This is a genomic window from Embleya hyalina (assembly GCF_003967355.1).
GTDB lineage: Bacteria > Actinomycetota > Actinomycetes > Streptomycetales > Streptomycetaceae > Embleya > Embleya hyalina.
Genome location: NZ_BIFH01000015.1, coordinates 578461 through 597613 on the forward strand (window position 1 = coordinate 578461; position 19153 = coordinate 597613).

General features: G+C 71.7%; 17 protein-coding genes. 6 read left to right on the forward strand and 11 right to left on the reverse strand.

The genetic code is table 11. The features are described from left to right. Positions 1 to 75: 75 nt before the first annotated feature. Positions 76 to 1098 carry a class II fructose-bisphosphate aldolase gene (gene fbaA, locus EMA17_RS10280; RefSeq protein WP_126636586.1) on the reverse strand — a complete coding sequence of 341 codons (1023 nt, stop codon included), beginning with the start codon at positions 1096 to 1098 and terminating at the stop codon, positions 76 to 78. Positions 1099 to 1692: 594 nt separating this feature from the next. Between fbaA and EMA17_RS10285 the strand changes: the two genes are divergently transcribed. Both EMA17_RS10285 and EMA17_RS10290 read left to right on the forward strand, forming a co-directional pair. Continuing rightward, a complete protein-coding gene (locus EMA17_RS10285) occupies positions 1693 to 2319 on the forward strand; it encodes a SigE family RNA polymerase sigma factor (protein ID WP_246126564.1) in 627 nt (208 codons plus the stop codon). Then, a complete protein-coding gene (locus tag EMA17_RS10290) occupies positions 2316 to 3281 on the forward strand; it encodes a hypothetical protein (RefSeq protein ID WP_126636587.1) in 966 nt (321 codons plus the stop codon). Before EMA17_RS10285 ends, EMA17_RS10290 begins: the two co-directional genes overlap by 4 nt. Positions 3282 to 3308: 27 nt before the next feature. Here EMA17_RS10290 and EMA17_RS10295 read toward each other — a convergent pair whose 3' ends face one another. After that, the gene (locus EMA17_RS10295) at positions 3309 to 4688 is read right to left on the reverse strand and encodes an FAD-dependent oxidoreductase (protein ID WP_126636588.1); all 1380 of its coding nucleotides are present in this window, start codon (positions 4686 to 4688) and stop codon (positions 3309 to 3311) included. Between the two features lie 160 nt (positions 4689 to 4848). Here EMA17_RS10295 and EMA17_RS10300 point away from each other — a divergent pair, with 160 nt between their 5' ends. Beyond that, positions 4849 to 5514 (forward strand): DedA family protein, encoded by a 666-nt coding sequence (locus EMA17_RS10300; protein ID WP_126636589.1) that lies wholly within the window; start codon positions 4849 to 4851, stop codon positions 5512 to 5514. Positions 5515 to 6098: 584 nt separating this feature from the next. On the opposite strand, the gene pyrE is transcribed toward EMA17_RS10300, so the two are convergent. The 3 genes from pyrE to murJ form a co-directional block, all read right to left on the reverse strand. Further along, positions 6099 to 6638, reverse strand: coding sequence for an orotate phosphoribosyltransferase (pyrE, locus tag EMA17_RS10305; RefSeq protein WP_126636590.1), 540 nt, complete (start codon positions 6636 to 6638; stop codon positions 6099 to 6101). Positions 6639 to 6675: 37 nt separating this feature from the next. Next, positions 6676 to 7419 carry an SRPBCC family protein gene (locus EMA17_RS10310; protein ID WP_126636591.1) on the reverse strand — a complete coding sequence of 248 codons (744 nt, stop codon included), beginning with the start codon at positions 7417 to 7419 and terminating at the stop codon, positions 6676 to 6678. An 88-nt stretch (positions 7420 to 7507) separates the two neighbouring features. Beyond that, positions 7508 to 9367 (reverse strand): murein biosynthesis integral membrane protein MurJ, encoded by a 1860-nt coding sequence (gene murJ, locus EMA17_RS10315; protein WP_246126565.1) that lies wholly within the window; start codon positions 9365 to 9367, stop codon positions 7508 to 7510. A 138-nt stretch (positions 9368 to 9505) separates the two neighbouring features. Here murJ and EMA17_RS10320 point away from each other — a divergent pair, with 138 nt between their 5' ends. After that, positions 9506 to 10699 carry a lipid II:glycine glycyltransferase FemX gene (locus EMA17_RS10320; protein WP_126636592.1) on the forward strand — a complete coding sequence of 398 codons (1194 nt, stop codon included), beginning with the start codon at positions 9506 to 9508 and terminating at the stop codon, positions 10697 to 10699. 25 nt (positions 10700 to 10724) lie between these two features. Here EMA17_RS10320 and EMA17_RS10325 read toward each other — a convergent pair whose 3' ends face one another. After that, a complete protein-coding gene (locus tag EMA17_RS10325) occupies positions 10725 to 12302 on the reverse strand; it encodes a polyamine aminopropyltransferase (RefSeq protein WP_218042742.1) in 1578 nt (525 codons plus the stop codon). A gap of 109 nt (positions 12303 to 12411) precedes the next feature. Then, entirely contained in the window at positions 12412 to 12918 is a 507-nt protein-coding gene (locus EMA17_RS10330) for a DUF2617 family protein (RefSeq protein ID WP_126636593.1), read from the reverse strand. A gap of 231 nt (positions 12919 to 13149) precedes the next feature. Here EMA17_RS10330 and EMA17_RS10335 point away from each other — a divergent pair, with 231 nt between their 5' ends. Continuing rightward, positions 13150 to 14301 (forward strand): pyridoxal phosphate-dependent aminotransferase, encoded by a 1152-nt coding sequence (locus tag EMA17_RS10335; protein WP_126636594.1) that lies wholly within the window; start codon positions 13150 to 13152, stop codon positions 14299 to 14301. An 83-nt stretch (positions 14302 to 14384) separates the two neighbouring features. Here the strand turns inward: EMA17_RS10335 and EMA17_RS10340 are convergent, their stop codons facing one another. The 4 genes from EMA17_RS10340 to EMA17_RS10355 all read right to left on the reverse strand — a co-directional run bounded on the left by EMA17_RS10340 (position 14385) and on the right by EMA17_RS10355 (position 18518). Then, on the reverse strand, positions 14385 to 14876 hold the full coding sequence (locus EMA17_RS10340) for a type III secretion system chaperone family protein (protein ID WP_078976169.1): 492 nt from the start codon (positions 14874 to 14876) through the stop codon (positions 14385 to 14387). Between the two features lie 73 nt (positions 14877 to 14949). Further along, positions 14950 to 16044 (reverse strand): RNA ligase (ATP), encoded by a 1095-nt coding sequence (locus EMA17_RS10345; protein ID WP_126636595.1) that lies wholly within the window; start codon positions 16042 to 16044, stop codon positions 14950 to 14952. A 1477-nt stretch (positions 16045 to 17521) separates the two neighbouring features. After that, positions 17522 to 17641 (reverse strand): DUF397 domain-containing protein, encoded by a 120-nt coding sequence (locus tag EMA17_RS53915; protein WP_246126566.1) that lies wholly within the window; start codon positions 17639 to 17641, stop codon positions 17522 to 17524. Further along, positions 17601 to 18518 (reverse strand): helix-turn-helix domain-containing protein, encoded by a 918-nt coding sequence (locus EMA17_RS10355; RefSeq protein ID WP_246126567.1) that lies wholly within the window; start codon positions 18516 to 18518, stop codon positions 17601 to 17603. The genes EMA17_RS53915 and EMA17_RS10355 overlap by 41 nt, the downstream gene beginning before the upstream one ends. A 261-nt stretch (positions 18519 to 18779) precedes the next feature. Between EMA17_RS10355 and EMA17_RS53920 the strand changes: the two genes are divergently transcribed. Further along, on the forward strand, positions 18780 to 19073 hold the full coding sequence (locus tag EMA17_RS53920; protein WP_246126568.1) for a hypothetical protein: 294 nt from the start codon (positions 18780 to 18782) through the stop codon (positions 19071 to 19073). Positions 19074 to 19153 lie beyond the last annotated feature (80 nt).

A 19153-nucleotide genomic window follows, 5' to 3' on the forward strand; every position in this document is an offset into this window, starting at 1 on the left:
GCCCATCACGCGCCGAGGCCCGCGACCTCGTGGTCGCGGGCCTCGGCGCGGATCGATGCCGATCGCGGGTGTCGGCTACTTCATCCGGGTGCCCGCGGAGCGCAGGTCGCGGCAGGCCTCGACGACCCGCTCGGCCATCCCGGTCTCGGCCGCCTTGCCGTACGAACGCGGGTCGTACAGCTTCTTGTTGCCGACCTCGCCGTCCACCTTGAGCACACCGTCGTAGTTGCGCAGCACGTGGTCGACGATCGGGCGGGTGAAGGCGTACTGGGTGTCGGTGTCGACGTTCATCTTGACCACGCCGTAGTCCAGCGCCTCGCGGATCTCCTCGAGCAGCGAGCCGGAACCGCCGTGGAAGACCAGGTCGAACGGCTTCTCCCGGCCGTACTTCGCGCCGACCGCGTCCTGGAGGTCCTTGAGGATGCTCGGCCGCAGCTTGACGTTGCCCGGCTTGTACACGCCGTGCACGTTGCCGAAGGTCGCGGCCAGCATGTAGCGGCCCTGCTCGCCCAGGCCGATCGCCTCGACGGTCTCCAGCGCGTCGGCCGCGGTGGTGTAGAGCTTGTCGTTGATCTCGTTGGCGACGCCGTCCTCCTCGCCGCCGACGACGCCGATCTCCAACTCCATGACGATCCGCGCGGCGGCGCACTTGGCGATCAGCTCACGGGCGATCTCCAGGTTCTCCGCCAGCGGTACGGCCGAGCCGTCCCACATGTGCGACTGGAACAGCGGGTCCTGCCCCTTGGCCACCCGCTCCGCGGAGATGTCGATCAGCGGGCGCATGAACCCGTCGAGCTTGTCCTTGGGGCAGTGGTCGGTATGCAGCGCGATGTTCACCGAGTACTTCTCGGCGATCACCTTCGCGTACTCGGCGAACGCGACCGAGCCCACCACCATGTCCTTGACGGTGGTGCCCGACAGGAACTCCGCGCCGCCCGTGGACACCTGGACGATGCCGTCGCTCTCCGCCTCGGCGAACCCGCGCAGCGCCGCGTTCAGGGTCTGGGACGAGGTCACGTTGATCGCCGGGTAGGCGAATCGACCGGCCTTGGCCCGGTCCAGCATCTCGGCGTAGACCTCGGGAGTTGCGATGGGCATGCGTGTGCTCCTTGTTGCTCGAGCCGGCGGTGATATGAGGGTTTCGGACACGGATGGCCGTATCCCCGCTTGCCGCCCATCCTGGCAGACCGTCCCGGTCGACACCGCATCCCGTCCGCCACGTTCGGCGGAGCGAACCGAGGATCCGACGGATCATCGAAGCGGTGCCGCGGAGGCCACACCGGGCTCGGAAAGATCTTCCGTACGAACTTTCGATCGGGCGCGACCATCCCATCGGACACGTGTCTCGGATGCGGCAGGCGGAGAGCGGCGGATCACAACGCTCGGAACCCGACGGCGCCGGCTTTCACGGCGCCCGGGGCTCCGGTTCGTCTTCGTTTTTCTTCCCCCCACCTTCCCCGGGGGACACCCCTGTCATGCACGTGTCCGCCATGAGCGCTGTCGCGAGGACGTCGGCCGGATCCGCGCCCGTCGACCCGCGCCGCGCGGCCGGGCCGGGCACCGCGAACGGACCCGGCGACACAAGGACTTCGAAGGCGGGCGCAACCCGCGGCGAGTCGAGACGTCTCCCTGACACGGGCCGTGCACAAGGGGTGGGGACGGTCCGACGACAGCGAAGGGGGCGGCGGGGCCGTGGCGCTGCTGAGCATGCCGGCATTCGGGGGCGACGAGCGATCGCCGGACTCCGCGTCCGACGACGCGACGGCCGGCGCCGCACCGCGTCGACCGCGGCTGCGCATCCTGCGGGGCGGTCGGGAGGAACCGCCGGCCCGGCCGACCCTGACCGAGCTCTACCACGCCCGACGGCTGGGCATGGTCCGGCTCTCCATCCTGCTCGTGGACGACCTCGGCACCGCCGAGGACGTGGTCCAGGACGCCTTCACCGCGTTGTACCGCCGCTTCGGCGAGGACCTGGACGACGTCGACAACGCGATGGCCTACCTGCGCACGTCGGTGGTCAACCTCTCCCGCTCGGTGTTGCGCCGGCGCCGTACGGCCCGTGCCTACGTCCCCCCGCACGAGCCGGCCGCCGCCTCGCCGGAGGACGCCGTGGTGCTCTCCGAGGAACATCTGCGGGTGCTCGGCGCAGTACAGCGCCTGGCCCCGCGACAGCGCGAGGTGCTCGTGCTGCGCTACTGGTCGGACATGACGGAGGCGCAGATCGCCGAAACGCTCGGACTCTCCCGTGGAGCGGTGAAGTCCACGGCGAGTCGTGCCATCGACGCCCTCGAAAAACTCATGAAGGACGAACAGTCGTGACCGAACCCAATGCGCGCGACGAATCGGTGGAGGACCTGCTGCGCGCGGCGATGGCGGCCCGGGCGGACACCGTCACCGCGCACCGACTGCGACCGCCGGCCCCGCCGCACGCCGACCGGTCCGCGCACTCCCGGTGGAAGAGCATCGGGCTCCCGCTGTCCGCGGTGCTCCTGGCCGCGGCGGTCGTCGGCGGGGTGTCCCTGGTGGGGGCGCCCACCACGAACCGGAGCACGCCGCTCCAGTCCCGGGTGCCCACACCGCCGCCCACCGCATTCGTGACGCCCTCCCCCGGCATGACGTCGGCGCTGCCGACGCACGACGCTCCGACCGACGTCCTCGAGGCGAACGGGACTCCGGAGTCGAGCACGGCGGAGTCGGAGGACACCCGGCCGGACACCCGCCCGACGACCCGGCCGCCGTCGTCGAAGCCGGCGAGCACCGCTCCCGGTTCGTCCACCAAGCCCAGGTCCGACGACGTCTCGGCGGTGAGGTTCCGGACCCAGCCGTCGTGGCGGGTCGTGCGGGCGGACGCCCGGCACGAGTGTGTGCTCGCCGACCCCGCGTACACCGGTGACTGCCTGGGTCACGGCGCCTGGGTCAGCGTCAGACCCGTCCCGGATGCCTCGGGAGGCTGGCCCGCCGAGGCAACCGTCGACAAGGACGACGGCGGGCCGACCCGGCCGTCGTGCATGCGCGACGGCGTCCCCGTCACGCCTTCGCCGCACGGGGGGCCGACCATGCGGCTGACCGCCAAGTCGACCGTGACGGTCGCCGGCCACCCCGCGAAGTACCGCTCCTGGACCGTGACATGCGCCGAAGTGGGGTCGTACGACATCCGGCTGTGGTGGCTGGTCGACCAGGGTGTGTACATCCACACCGTCGGGCTCCCGGCCGGCTCCGACATCGCCGACCGGGTGGTCGCGTCCCTCGATCTCTCCGGCTACAAGCCGCCGACGAGTTGACCGCCGGCCGGCGGGGCCGATCGCCGGTCAGCGATCCTCGGCGACCTTTTGTGCCGCCTTGCGGGCGGCGACCAGGATCGGGTCCCAAACCGGGGAGAACGGGGGCGCGTAGCCGAGGTCGAGCGAAGTGATCTCCTCGACCGTCATCCGGTGGGTGAGCGCGACGGCCGCGGTGTCGATGCGCTTGGCGGCGCCGTCGCGGCCGACGATCTGTACGCCGAGAAGTCGGCCGGTGATCCGCTCGGCGATCATCTTGACCCGCATCGACCGCGCGCCCGGGTAGTAGCCGGCCCGGCCGGTGGACTCGATGGTCGCGGTGACGAACTCGAAGCCGGCCGCCGCCGCGTCCTTCTCGCGCAGGCCGGTGCGGCCGATCTCCAGGTCGCACACCTTGCTGACGGCGGTGCCGACCACCCCGGGGAAGGTGGCGTAGTCGCCGCCGATGTTGGTGCCGATCACCCGGCCGTGTTTGTTCGCGTGGGTGCCGAGCGCGATGTGCCGGCGGCGGCCGGAGACGAGGTCGAGCACCTCGACGCAGTCGCCGCCGGCCCAGATGCCCTCGGCACCGCCGCCGACGCCGACCCGCATCCGCAGGTCGGTGGTCAGTCCGCCGCTCGCACCGAGCGGCAGACCGGCCGCGCGGGCGAGTTCGGTGGCGGGACGCACGCCCAGGCCCAGGACCACGATGTCGGCGGGGAACCGGCCGTCGGCGGTCAGCACGGCGCTCGCCCGACCGTCGGTCACCTCGATCCCCACCACCTCGGTCTCGGTCACCACGTCGATGTCCATGCCCTCCATGGCCTCGTGCACCAGCGCGCCCATGTCGGGGTCCAGGGTGGACATCGGCTGCGCGGAGCGGTCCACGACGGTGACCGCCAGGCCCTTGCGGACCATCGCCTCGGCCATCTCGATACCGATGTAACCGCCGCCGACCACCACCGCCCGGCGGTGTGCGGGGGCCAACCACTCGATCAGCTCGCGGGCGTCCTCCAGGGTCTGCACCCCGTGCACGCCGGGTGCGTCGATCCCGGGCAGCGGCGGCCGGATCGGCACCGCGCCGGTGGCCAGGACCAGCTGGTCGAAGCCGATCCGGTCGGCCCTGCCGGTGGTCAGGTCGCGGATCTCGACCGTGCGGCGATCCAGGTCGAGACCCTCCGCCTCGACGCCCAGGCGCAGGTCGATCCCCCGCTTGCGGTGCTCGTCGGGCGTGCGTGCGATCAGCGCGTCGGGGCCGTCCACGTCCCCGGAGACCAGATAGGGGATGCCGCACGCGGAGTACGAGGTGAACCGGCCCCGCTCGATCACCACGATCTCCAGGTCGTCCTCGCCGCGCCGCCGCCGGGCCTGCGAGGCCGCACTCATCCCGGCGGCGTCGCCGCCGATCACCACCAGCCGCTCGTTGCCCACGTGTCACCCCTGACTCTGTGTACGTACATGTGTCCGCGCAGGTGCGGACACCGCCGAAAACGGCCCTCGATCGCCGCGGGACGTCCCGACCCGGTAATGATGCGTGCCCGGAAGCGGGGACGGGTGACCACCCGAGCCGCCCGCGCACTACCCTCACAAGGTGGAATTCCAAGCTGTCAACGTCCTCGACGCGACGTCCCTCATCTCGACGTTCGGACTCATCGGCATCCTCGCGATCATCTTCGCCGAGACGGGTCTGCTGGTCGGGTTCTTCTTCCCCGGCGACTCGATGCTGTTCCTGGCCGGCGTCGCCGCGTCCTCGTCGGCGGACGAGATCGTCGGCACGTCCATCTCGCTGCCCTGGCTGCTCGTCGGGGCACCGCTGTGTGCGATCGCCGGTGCCCAGTTCGGCCACTTCCTGGGGGCCCGCTACGGCACGAAGATGTTCAGCAAACCGGACTCGAAGCTGTTCAAGACCGAGTACGTGACCAAGGCCGAGCAGTACTTCGAGAAGTTCGGCCCGGCCAAGGCGGTGCTGCTCGCCCGGTTCATCCCGATCGTCCGCACCTTCCTGAACCCGGTCGCCGGGGTGCTGGAGATGCCCGCCCGGACGTTCTTCCTCTGGAACGTCATCGGCGGCCTCGTGTGGACCGACGGCATCATCCTGCTCGGCTACAAGCTCGGTGACACGATCGGCAGCAGCATCGACAAATACCTGTTGCCGGGCGTTTTCGTCATCGTGCTCATCTCGGTGCTGCCGATCATCATCGAGGTCGTGCGCAGCAAGCGGGAGGCGAAGCGCGAAGCGGCTTCCTCGGGTAACTGAACACATACGCTCCGAAGCGGCGGTGCGCATTGGCGCGCCGCCGCTTTTTGTCGTCCCGGAGGATGTTCCGGGTACGGCACCGGCAATTGATCGGAATGAAATACGCGGGCGTACAACCTTTCCGGCTCGCCGTGCGTCGGGTCGCCGGACGGTCGGGGCAATGCGAAACACCCCGCCCCCGGACGGGGACCGGGAGCGGGGTGGACTCGGTACCGGCGGTGGCCGGGGCGGTGCCGTCCTCGGCGCCGCCCCGGCCACCGCCGGAGCGGCTGCGGGGACGGCGTCGAAGAAGAAGGTGGCCGCCGGGTCGGACGGGGAACCGACCCGGCGGCCCGAGGGGAAAGAGCAGAGTGTTCAACGCCCCGATCGGCACAGGACGACTCGGCCGCGAGAGCGCGGCGAGCGCATGCAGGGCGGCATACACGACGAATTCATACTTCCCCCCCGGGAAGTCCGGTCGACGGATGCGCCGACGTCGGAACTGGTTCGACAATATCCGAGACCGCGAAAAAAGCAATGGCCGTCCCATGAATGCGCAAGGCATCACACGGGACGGCCGACGGCGGAATGCGCGAGCGGGGCGGCTAATTCAGTTCGAGGTCTTCCAGGTGGTAGGCGACCCGATACTCGAGGCCGGCCTTTTCCACGGTGGGCGCGGCACCGCGCTCGACGATCACCGCGACCGCGACGACCTCGGCGCCGGCCTCGCGCAGGGCCTCGACGGCGGTCAGCACCGAGCCGCCCGTGGTGGAGGTGTCCTCGACCGCGAGCACCCGCCGGCCCCGCACGTCCGGGCCCTCGATCCGGCGCTGCAGGCCGTGCGCCTTGCCGGCCTTGCGCACCACGAACGCGTCCAGCCTGCGGCCCTGCGCGGCGGCGGCGTGCAGCATCGCCCCGGCGACCGGGTCGGCGCCCAGGGTCAGTCCGCCGACCGCGTCGAAGTCCAGGTCGGCGGTGAGGTCGAGCATGACCTTGCCGACCAGCGGCGCGGCCTCGCCGTCCAGGGTGATCCGGCGCAGGTCGACGTAGTAGTCCGCCTCCCGACCGGAGGACAGGACGACCCGGCCGTGCACGACGGCCTTGGTCTTGATCTGTTCGAGCAGCGCATCACGGTCGGAGGTCATGGCACGGGAGCCTATCGCCGCCGCGCACCCGGCCCGTTCAGGCTCGGCCGACGCGCTCGCGGCGGGCCCGCACCCGGACCAGGCGCCAGAGCACGACGGCGCCCAGCGCCGGGACCAGCACCCGGATCGCCCGGCGCGCGGCGCGGCCGCCGCCGTGTCCGACCTCGGACCACAGGTCCGCCTCGGAGCCGGGCTCGGCCGGACGCGGTGGCACGGGCCGGGTGCGGGGCGGCGTCGAGAACGGCTCGGCGAGCGGCCGGACCGGCTCGAACGGCGTGTCGGCCGCCGCCTCGGGCGCGAGTTCGTCGGCCAGCGCGGCGGCGAACAGGTCGGCCGCGCGGGCGAACGCGGCCTGCCGCGCGGCCTCGACCGAGCCGAACTCGCCCGGCTCGGCGGCGAATACGATCCGGGTCTCGCCGGCGTGCTCCGCGTCGTCGTCCTCGGCCGCGACGAGGTCGTACAGCCGCACCGTGAACTCGGCGTCGAGGCGGGCGGCCGGCGGCCCCTCGCCCCCGGCCGCGCCCGGCTCCTCGACCCCGACCACGGTCGCGATCAGCGCCAACGGCTCGGCCGCGGCGGCGAGCCGCAACAGGCCGCGGAAGGCGACGGTGTCGGCGCCGACCCGTACCCGCCAGCGGCCGGTCAGCACGACGCCCTCGGTACCGCCGCGGACCGGTTCCTCGGGCACCAGGCCCGGAATGCACCGCCCAAGGCGTTCGGCGTCGTGGAAGGTCTCCCAGACAGATCGGACCGGGATCGGCACGACGACTTCGTACTGCATCCGTTCTCCCCCGTTCGTGGCGACGGGCCGCCGTCCGACGACGCGCCCGCGCACCGACCCGGACGGTCGGTGTGTACCGCCCACCCCATCACATCCGCCGGTGCCGCCCGGTCGGTGCGTCGGGGTCGATCACCCTCGGCAGCGCCTCCGGGTCCGGGGCCGGGCGCGCCGGCTCCTCGGGCAACCACAACCGGCGAGCCCTCGGGTAGGCGACGGGCGCCACGATCACCGCGAACAACACGGTGGCGCCGGCCAGCGCGACCGCGGCTCCCGCCGGCCCCGAGCCGAGCGTGTGCGCACACCAGCGGGCCAGGAGCCAGGAGCCGCCCGCCGCACCGGCGGAGACCAGCGCCAGGCCCAGGTGGGTGCGCGCCACCCGGACCGTGTCCAGGCCGCGCAGCTTCCGGCGCAGCACCCGGGCCAGCCACACCAGGCCGATCACCTGCGCGACGCTGTATCCGGCGGCCATCCCGGTGACCGCCCACTCGGCGGGCAGCGTCCAGTAGGCGATCAGCGAGAACAACGCGCCGGCCAGGGTCATCGCCGCGTTGGCCCAGAACGGCGTGCGGGCGTCCTGTACCGCGTACAGGCCGCGCTGGATCAGGTATTGCCCCGAGTAGGCGATCAGTCCGGGTGCGAACGCGGTCAACATCAGGCCCATCGCCCGGGTGTCCGCCTCGGTGGTGATGCCGTGTTGGAAGACCACCGCGGTCACCTGCGGGCCGAGGGCGAGGAACAGGAACGACACCGGCACGATCACCAGCGCGTTCAGCCGCAGGCCCCGGGAGACCAACGCGCGGACCGTGGCGGGGTGTCCGTCGGCCGCCGCACGGCTGATCCGGGGCATCAGCATGGTCGCGATCGACACGGTGACCACGCCGTGCGGTACGACCCAGAGCAGTTGCGCGTTGGCGTAGGCGGTGTAGCCCACGCCGTGGCCGAGACCGGACTTCACCGCCTTGTCGGACACCTCGACCGCGAGCCGGGTCACCAGCCAGTAGCCCAGTTGCGAGACGCCGACCATGGCGACCGCCCAGCCGGCCATCCGCAGCGGCGCGCCCAGGCCGTGGCCGCGCCAGTCGAAGCGGGGCCGAAAGCGCACGCCCGCCGCGCGCAGGTACGGCACCAGGGTCAGCGCCTGTACGACGATGCCGAGTGTGGTGCCCAGGCCGAGGAGGCGGACCTGCGCCGGGGTGATGCCCTGCGCGTCCCGCACGTCGTGCGCGACCAGCAGGAAGGACCCGAAGACCGCGATCACCACGACGTTGTTCAGGATCGGCGTCCAGGCCATCGGCCCGAACCGCCCGCGCGCGTTGAGTACTTCGCCGACCAGCGCGAACATGCCGTAGAAGAGGATCTGCGGCAGGCACATCCGGGCCAGCGCGACGGTCAGTGTGCGCTGGGCGCCGTCGTAGTCCGCGTAGGCGGACACGATCGCGGGCGCCGCGAGCACGCCGGCGAGGGTGAGCACGAGCAGCAGGCAGCCCACCGCGGTGAGCAGCCGGTCGGTGTACCCGGCCCCGCCGTCCGCGTCGCGCCGGGCCGCGCGCACCAGTTGCGGCACCAGGACCGAGTTGAGCGCGCCGCCGACGAGCAGGATGTAGAGGATGTTGGGCACCGTGTTGGCCACGTTGTAGCCGTCGGCGAACAGGCCGGTGCCCAGCGCCGCGACCACGGTGGCGCTGCGGGCGAACCCGGTCAGGCGGGAGACCGCGGAGCCGAGCGCCAGGTTCGCGCCGCCGCGCAGCACCGATCGGCCGCCCGCCTTCTCGGTTCCGCCCCCCTGGCCCCGGCCCGGCGCCCGCTCGATCGAGCGCGCGGGTGCGTCCGCCGGCGTCTCGGACGCGGGCGGGCGATCCTCCGCACGAGCGTGCCGGCCCCCCGGTCGGCCCGAGACGACATGGCTCACAAACGTCTCCAATTCGGCCGCGTTCGGGGTTTCGGACATGCTCCCCCGTTGTCTGAGTGCCTGGGAGGCCACTTCCGTTGCATCCGAATTTGTTGGTGACGAAACCGTTCGCCCACGGGCTCTAAGGGTTTGCGGGGCTACCCCACCCGCATCACTCCGTCCCCTAGGAGACGTCCCGTGGTCACGCTGCTTCCGGCGCCGCCCGCCCGACCTTCCGTCACCGCAGTGCCCGCCGGCTCCGTCGCGCCCGCCGGGCCGGCCGACCGGGCGTTGCGGGTCGCCCCGCTGACCGAGGACGCGCACCTCGCGCACCTCGACGGGCGCGGCGACGCGGGGTTCCTGCAGTACCCCTCGTGGGCCGTGGTCAAGGAGGCGTGGCGCAGCGAGGGCATCGGCTGGTTCGACGCGAACGGCGCCGTGGTCGGCACGGCCCTGGTGCTGTACCGCAAGATGCCCAAGGTGCCGTACTGGTTCGCGTACCTCCCCGAGGGTCCGGTGATCGACTGGGCCGACCCGAACCCGCAGCGCTGGCTGGCGCCGCTGATCGAACACATGCGTGCCCGGCACGTGTTCACCGTGCGGATGGGCCCACCGCTGGCCCACCGGCGCTGGCAGGCGCAGACCGTCAAGGACGCGGTCCGGCACGGGCTCAAGCACCTGGATCGGGTCACCCCGGACGAGATCGACCCGCTCGGGGCGACGGTCGCGCTGCGACTGGGCGACCTGGGGTGGCGGGCCTCGGGCGACGGCGCGGACGCGCAGCCCCGGTACACCTTCGAGCTGCCGTTCGAGGGGCGGGCCCTGGACCAGGTCAAGGCGGGCTTCAACCAGGAGTGGAAGCGCGCGATCGCCAAGGCGGGCAAGGCCGGCGTGGACATCACCGTGGGCGGCTACGAGGACCTGCCCGCGTTCTTCGACCTGCTCCAGGTGACCGAGCGCCGCAACGGGTTCCGGCTGGGCCGCGAACTCCCGTACTACCAGCGGCAGTACCGGGCGCTGAACACCGAGGCGGCGGGTCGGATGAAGCTGTATCTGGCCCGGTTCGAGGACCGGCTCCTGGCCGCGCACACGCTGATCACCGCGGGCGAGCGGGTCTGGTACCAGACCGGCGCCTCCACCGACCACGGCCGAGGGGTGCGGCCCAGCCACGCGCTCCAGTGGCGGATGATCCAGGACGTGCACGAGCGCGGCATACCCGTCTACGACATGCGCGGGGTCAGTCCGGTGATCGACCCCGACGACCGGCTGTTCGGGGTGCTGCGCTGGAAGCTCGGTACGAACGGGCGCGTGGTGGAGAACCTGGGCGAGTGGGAGTACCCGGTGCAGCCCGCGCTGCACAAGGCGTTCCGCGCCTACATGTCGATCCGCTGAGCGGGTGGGCCACTCGCGGGCCGGGCTACTCGCGGGCGTAGTCGGCGATGCGCGGGTCGTTCAGGGTGGACGGCGGCACCTCCACCCGCGCCTCGTGCGGCGGGAACACGCTCGCGAGGGCCGCGCGGTCGGCGGCGAGGAACGGTACGACCGCCGGGTCCGGCGCGTCGTCGGCCGGCCGCGGCGCGGCCCCGGGCACGAGCGCGAGCGCGGCGAGCAGGAAGCCCCGATCCGCCGGGCCCGGCACGGTGATCCGGTAGGGCAGCGTGCGCAGCCCGGCGGCGCGCAGGCCCGCGTCGGCGCACCAGAACGCCCGGGGGTGCGCGTCGGGCGCGGGCGCGCGCACCACGATCCGGCCCGCCGGGCGCAGCACGGTGCGGGCCAGGCCGTAGAACTCCTGCGTGTACAGACGCGCGCCGGCGCCGACGGTGGGCCCGGGCAGGTCGGCGACCACCACGTCGAAGCGCTGGGCGGTCGCCCGTACCCACGCGAAGGCGTCCGCACCGACCACCCGCACCCGGGGGTCGGCGAACGCGTCGCCGGCGAGGGCGCGCAGGGCGGGATCGGTGCGGGCGGGCGCGGTCTCGGCGACGTGTGCGACCACGACCACCACGTCGCGCACCGCCGCGTAGCGCAGCACCTCGCGCAGGGCCAGCCCGTCGCCCCCGCCGAGCACGAGCACCCGTTCGTGTCGGCCGGCCATCGCCGGGTGCACCAGCGCCTGGGCGGTCTCGCTCGCCCCCGCGGCCGCCACCCGGCGCTCGCCGGCCACGTACATCTCGGGGCCGGCGGCGGTGCGGGTGACCACCACGTCCCCGCGGGCGGACACCACGTCGCCGTCGTAGAGGGCGTCGCGCGCGGCCCGTTCGAAGGCGGGCGTGTACAGCCAGGTCCCGGCGAGCAGGGCGAGCACGGCACCCACCGCGGCGTACATGCCCACCCGTGAGCGCACCGGCAGGTCGGCCCGGAACAACCACAACACCACGAGCGCGCCGGCGATCGCGTTGACCATGCCCGCGAGCACCACGGTGCGCAGTTGGCCCAGGTGCGGCAGAAGCAGGAACGGGAAGAGCAGGCCGCCGACCAGCGCGCCCACGTAGTCGGCCGCGAACAGGTCGGCCACCGCGCTGCCCGCCTCCTGCGGCCGGATCCGCTGGACGAGGGTCATCAGCAGCGGGATCTCGGCGCCGATCAGCAGCCCGAGCACGGCCGCGACGGCGATCATCGGCCAGCGGTAGACGTCGTACCAGGCGAACCCGGCGAACAGCACGGTCGCGCACATCCCGCCGCACGCGGCGAGCAGGATCTCGGCGGCCAGGAACGCGGGTGCCGCGCGGCGCACGAACGGCTTGGCGACGAGCGCGCCGACGCCCATCGCGAAGACCATCACCGACAACACGATCGAGGTCTCCACCACCGGATCACCCCCCAGCGTGCCGCCGAGCGTGGCCAGCGCGAGTTCGTAGACCAGGCCGCAGGCCGCGCAGACGAGGACGGCGAGCAGGACCACGAATCGCGCGGGCCCGGGGGCGATCGCGGTGGAGGGGGACCGGGCGGCCGACGCGCGCACGATCGTGGCGGCGCGCGGCGCTGGGGAGTTCACCCGGAGCACGCTAGGCGCGGAGCGCGCGGGGGGCGCCGAACGCGCCGACGGTTCACCCGATCCGACTACGCGTCGCGGGTGGGTGCGCCGGGTCCGCGCCCGAGCGGCCTCACATCGCGCGGCTCCGGGTGCTCACGATCCGGCATTCCTGCGGATACGTGTGCCACGTGGACCAGACCACGCCCGCCCCGCAGCGCTCCACCACGATCGCGGTGACCGCGTGGGGCAGCCCCGGATACTCGCCGATCAGGCCGTATCGGTGCCCGGTGGCCAGCGCGACGATCTCGCGCACCCGGGCCGCGAACACGGTGTCGCCGAGTTGCCGGGTCAGCGCGGTGAACTCGTACTCCCACCGACCGAGCCGGGTCGCCGCGCGGGCGGGCAACGGGGCGGCCGCGCCCGGCACGCACGCGACCGTCTCGGACACCGGCTCGGCCCCGCCCGGCTCGGGGGCGATCAGCACCTGGTGCGAGGCGCCGAGCAGGCGCAGGTCCAGCTTCAGTCCTTCGAGGTCGATGTCGCGCGCGGCCAACGCGGGAAGCGGCGGCATGCCCAGGCACCAGCCGAGGGCGTCCGCGCGGGTGTCGGTGTACGTGGTGGTGAGTGTGGCGTGCATTTCTCGCGCTCATCTGTCCGGGCAACGGGGAACACCCTCGGGAGGCTCCCGGGGCGACAATCGGCTGCAAACCAGGGGACATGACTCACCGTAGGTGCCCGAAGGCACACCGTCGTCACCCACGCAGGTGAAAGGCAATCACACGAACGGGTGAAGGGCGCCCTGTGAGCGGCGGGGTGTCGCAGGCGAGGATGGGCCCGAAGAGCCGACCCTCGCGAAGGAGCCGTACGGATGAACCGACCCCTGTTGGCCAGACACCTGGACGGCCTCGGCACGACGATCTTCGCCGAGATGTCCGCCCTCGCGCGCACCACGGGCGCGATCAACCTCGGCCAGGGTTTCCCCGACACCGACGGCCCGGCGGAGGTGATCGAGGCGGCCGTCGCGGCGATGCGCGACGGGGCGAATCAGTACCCGCCCGGCGACGGTATCCCGGATCTACGGCTGGCCGTGGCGGAGCACCGGCAGCGCTTCCACCGGCAGACGTTCGACCCGGACGGCGAGGTGCTGATCACCACCGGCGCCACCGAGGCGATCGCCGCCGCGCTGCTCGCGCTGCTCGAACCGGGCGACGAGGTGATCGCGCTCGAACCGTTCTACGACTCGTACGCGGCCTGCATCGCGATGGCCGGCGCCCGCCGGGTGGGCGTCACCCTGCGCCCTCCGCACTTTCGTCCGGACCTCGACGAACTGCGCGCGGCGGTCACCGACCGCACCCGGGTGATCATGCTCAACACCCCGCACAACCCGACCGGCACGGTGCTCACCCGGGCCGAGTTGGAGGCGATCGCCGCCGTCGCGATCGAGCACGACCTGATCGTGGTCACCGACGAGGTGTACGAACACCTGGTCTACACCGGCGAGCACATCCCGATCTCGACCCTGCCGGGCATGCGCGAGCGCACCGTCACCATCTCCTCGGCGGGCAAGACGTTCTCGTTCACCGGCTGGAAGGTCGGCTGGGTGTGCGCGCCGAGGGAGCTGATCGCGGCGGTGCGCACGACCAAGCAGTTCCTGACCTACACCTCGGGCGCCCCGTTCCAGCCCGCGATCGCACACGCGCTGCGCCTGCCGGACACGTACTTCGACGGGCTGCGCGAGGACCTGCGGCACAAGCGCGACCTGCTCGGCGGCGGACTGCGGGCGGCCGGACTGACCGTGTACGAGCCGCAGGGCACCTACTTCACCACCACCGACATCACCCCGCTCGGCTACGCCGACGGCCTCGACTTCTGCCGCAAACTGCCCGAACTGCGCGGCGTGGTGGCGATCCCCGAGGTGGTCTTCTTCGACAACGTGGAGGTGGGCCGCCCCCTGGTCCGCTTCGCCTTCTGCAAACGCGTCGAGGTCCTGGAGGAGGCCGCCAAGCGGCTCGCCGGCTGAGACCGGCCCGCCCGGGCGCGGACCCGGGGTGGTCCGATGGCGTGTGGGGGACGATCGGCGGCCCCCACACGCGCGGGGTCCGGCTATGCCTCGCCGTCGGTCGCCGGCTTGTCCTCGGGGCCGTACTGCTCGGTGATCCAGTTCGCGAACGAGATGCACGTGCTGATCCACGCGCGCGTGGTGAACACGAACAGCTCGCGGTTGATCCCCGGCTCGCAGTCGAGCTGGGCCTCGCCGATCAGCCGCAGCTGTTCCTCGTGCTCGTGCGTGTAGACCTTGGGCCAGAAGAACTGGCGGTGCCACTCGTCCAGCAGTTCCAGCATCCGCGGCCGGTCGGCCGGGTCGAACGCACGGTCCAGGAACATCCGGACCGTGAAGATCTCCTGCTTGTCTCCGCGCAGCATGAAGTAGACGCGAAAGCCGTCCCAGGGCGCACAGATGTCGCCCTCCTCGTCGGTGAAATGGTTCACCTGGAGTTCGTCGAGGACCTGGTTGATCAGGTCCGCCGACGGCTTGACGACCGGCGCGGCCGGAACGAAGGTCGACCTCGGAAGCGAGGACGGGTCGATGCTCATGAAGGATCCTCTCCAGACGTATCGACGCCATCCTCTCTCATTCGACCCGGACCGGTGGGGCCCGAGGGTGCGCTCACTCGTACTCCGTGCCGCCCTTGCGCATCAGGTAGGACGCGGAGACGATCTTGCCGATCGCACGCCCCCCGACCACGGCGCTGTACCGCTCGCGCGCCGGGCGCACCACCAGCCCTTCACGCAGGTGCGCGGCGGTGCCCGAGACGGTCTCCCGGCCCTCGGACAGGGCGAGCAGTTCGGCTTCGTCGTAGGGCCCGGCGTAGAGCGTCGGCACCACCGGCGGCGCGGTCGTGAGGTCGGCGAGCAGGTCGGCCAACTCCTCGGCGTCGACGTGCCGTACCGCGCCGGCGTCGTCCGCGAGCGCGATGTCGAACACCGCGTAGCCGGGCAGCTCGGACCGCCCCTGCGCGCCGTAGCCCAGGTCCTGCACACCCTGCCCGAACACCTCGCCGAACACGCCCACCCGGGCCGCGCCGAACCGCGCGGCCACCTCCGCGGCGACCTCGGGCAGCCGGTGCGCGAGCACGCTGCGCCAGTAGAGGTTGTGCTCGTCCCGGACCAGCGCCTGCGACCGCGCGCCGAAGCCCTTGGACGAGACGAAGCTCTCGCCGGTGTGGGTGAGGTAGGTGTAGAGGCAGGCGGTGCCGTGGATCTTCTCCGTGGCCACCACCGACTCGCCGGCCGTGAACAGGTCCGGGTGGCGCCGGATGTTCTCCATGTCGACCCAGGGCAGCAGATCGGGCGCGGCCACGACGTCGCCGCTCATGTGCACGGGGACGGGCGGCACCCACTTGACGATGCCGAGCAGTTCGGCGAAGTCCTTGCCGTCGGCGAGCGCGGCGTCGAGGTCGAGACCGAGCTCGGTCAGCGCGGCCGGCCGACAGACGATGCCCTGCGACAACTCGCCACGCAGCCGGATGGCCCGCACCCGGTTCTTGGCCGAGCCGGCGAGCCTCCCGGTGAGCCCGAGTTCGTCGATCAGCGCGTCGGGCAGGATCGCCTGCTCCGGGATGTACAGCGCCACATCCCCGGTCACGTAGGCCCCCTTGGCGACGACGGCCCGGTACAGCCCGACCTGGGCCAGCTCCAACGCATCGGCATCGGGGTGCGGGTGCACCACCAACCGCTCGACCGAGACCTTGAGTGTGGACATGGCTGACCCCTTCCCCGTGACCGCTACGGCGGCCGAACCTGCGTCACCTGCACGGTCCCAAGCGGCCGGGTAGGGCCGCCAACGATTTACGGGCGGGGCGAGCGGGCGGGGATGCGGCGGCAGCGGCGGGGAGGGTGGTCGGGTTGCCGGTCGACGCGCTGCGCCGTGGTGCGTGTCCGCTACGCGGCCCGGGGCCAGGTCTGGGCGGCGTTCGTCGTGGCGGCGGCAGGGGTGCGTTGGGGTGCACGTCTGCTCCGCAGCCGGGGTGGAGTCGACGCGCTGCGCCGTGGTGCGCGTCCGCTACGCGGCCCGGGGCCGGGCCTGGGCGGCGTTCGTCGTGGCGGCGGCAGGGGTGCGTTGGGGTGCGCGTCTGCTCCGCAGCCGGGGTGGAGTCGACGCGCTGCGCCGTGGTGCGCGTCCGCTACGCGGCCGAGGTGGGGGCTCGGGTCTAGTCGGCCGGGGAGGCTTCAAGGGTGGGTCGGGGCGGTTCGGGGGATGTCTGGGGAAAGGCTGGGGTTCGGAACCGGATCCCGGTGGGTGGTTGTGGGCTTCGAGTCTCGGTGACCTGCGGTTTTGTGGGGCGGGGATGGAAAGTCGGGTGTCGAGTGCCGGTTTCGTCTGCTCCGGCCCCTCAACTCCCGCGTGGCGACCGAAACCGCTCAATCGGAGCCGATCCCGGCCGCTGCGCCCTCCCGGAGGCCGCCGAGGAGACCGAAACTGCCCTGTGGGCGTCGAAACCGGATCCCGAGGCACTCGAAACGGCAACCGCCAGCGCTGACCTGCGGTCTTCTCTCGCACAGAGGCTGCGGCACCGCACGGGATCCGGTTTCGTGAAACCTCCGCCACCCACATGCCCACCACACCCCGAAAACACCCGGCCACCCGACCCACCCTGGAAGCCTCCCCGGCCGACTCGACCCGAGCCCCCGCCTCGGCCGCGTAGCGGACGCGCACCACGGCGCAGCGCGTCGACTCCACCCCGGCTGCGGAGCAGACGCGCACCCCAACGCACCCCTGCCGCCGCCACGACGAACGCCGCCCAGGCCCGGCCCCGGGCCGCGTAGCGGACACGCACCACGGCGCAGCGCGTCGACCCAACCCCGGCTGCGGAGCAGACGCGCACCCCAACACGCCCCCGCCGCCGCCACGACGAACCCCACCCAGACCTGGCCCCGGGCCGCGTAGCGGACACGCACCACGGCGCAGCGCGTCGACTCCACCCCGGCTGCGGAGCAGACGCGCACCCCAACGCACCCCCGCCGCCTTCCCGCCGACCAATGCACCCGTCTCGTCGGGAACCCTCCGCCTCGCAGCCCCGCACGCCGGCGGCGGCCCCGCTCGACGACTCTGACCCGCCCCGCACAGCCGACCCAGACGCGACCCTCGCCGGAAACACCCGACCCACCCGCGAAGCCGCCCCGGCAGAACAGCAGGAAGCCCCGCCGACCGACAACGGCCGACGGGGCGTCAGGTCGCACTAACCGCGCAGCGCCTCTGTGAGCACCGCCCACGAAGCCGCAGGGACAACGAGGTGCCCCAGGGCAGGGTCCTTCGAGTCACGCACCGGGACGGCGCCGGGGGATGTAGCGACTTCCACGCACTCCGCGCCTTGCTGGTTGCTGTAGCTGGAAGTTCGCCAACCGGTGGGGTGCACGATACATACCTTTCGCTACGGATCTGATCATCGCTTCGGACTCCCGAGCAGACAGGGCCGATGCCCGAAGTTGCTCGTAGGTTAGGCCAAACGCGTTCACCTCCGACCGCCCCTCCCAGAGTCGCCCATCGAATGCACTTTCGGTATACGCGTATCGGCTACCGTCCACTGTCTGAACGAGTGTCAGAGAGCCACCCATGGCCGCGTGTTCACCCGCATGGAACGGCAAGATCTGGATCTTGGTACCTGCGTTCGCCTCCTCCAGCAACCGAGCCATTTGAGCGCGCATCACGAACGGACTGCCGGCGCTCCGGGCCAGAACTGCTTCGTCGAGGATGACCCGGATACGGGGAGGGTTGTCGCCGCGCAAAATGCGCGCTTGGCGGTCCAATCGTCGCGAGATACGGTCCCGAAGCTGGTCGTCACTGGTTAGCGCTTGTCCGAGTCGGAGCGTGGCGCGAGCGTACGCCCTCGTCTGAAGCAGACCCGGCACAATCTGCGCGGCATAGAAACGCAGGTTGGTTGCCGCCTGCTCTCGGTCCATGTACTCACGGACATAGTCGGGGACCAGCTCCCGCTGGCTCGCCTTCCACAGGTCCGTGAGCAGGTCGTCTGCACCCAGCGCGGCATCCAGGCGCCAGGCCTGTTCCCACGTCGGCGGACTGCCCGTGCGCCGTTCGATTTGGGTGATGCGCGTGTCGTGCACGTGGATCAGGGTCGCCAGTTGTGCCTGCGTAAGCATGCGCAACTTACGCAGCTTGGTCACACGCGTGGCGAACATATTTGCGGACGATTGTGTGGGGTCGATCGCTTCGGCCAAGTCGTTTAATCCCTCAAGATCATTTATTCCTGATTGCTGCCCAAATCAGGTTCTCGCCTGGCCGCATCGTAAGGCGGTGGGTTGATCCTGGGATAGACATTCCGTGTCCACAGAATGTGGCCGGATATCTACCCGCCGCAGCGCGAGAGGGACAGGCATGCCATGACCGTGACAAGACAACAGCCGCCCACAGAAGCCGACTTGCGGCGTCGCCTGGCGACGTCCGACGAGGTGCGCGTGCGGGATACGCGGAGCGGATACGTGGGCACGCTCTACCGCGTGGCCACCGGCTATGTCGTGGCGCTCACGGCCAACAGCAGCGCCTACACCATTTCCATGGCCCGCCTCGAAGTGGTGGACGACGAAGCCGACATAGGGCAACCCGGCGTGGTCGCGCACGGTGTGCGCGGTGTGCGCGGACCCGGCGAGATCGTGGCGGCGCAACCGTTGCTGAACGAAGTGCGGTTCCTCATGGCCCGGTTCGGTCCGGATATCCAATGGCGCATGCCCTCCGACAGCGTGCGCCCGGCCGACCGACCGGAGCCCACTCCCTGAACTGCCGTGCCGCCGACTCCATTTGGTCGTGGCTACCGGCGGCACGGCGCCGAACCCTCTCCGCCTTCCCCCATGGCCCG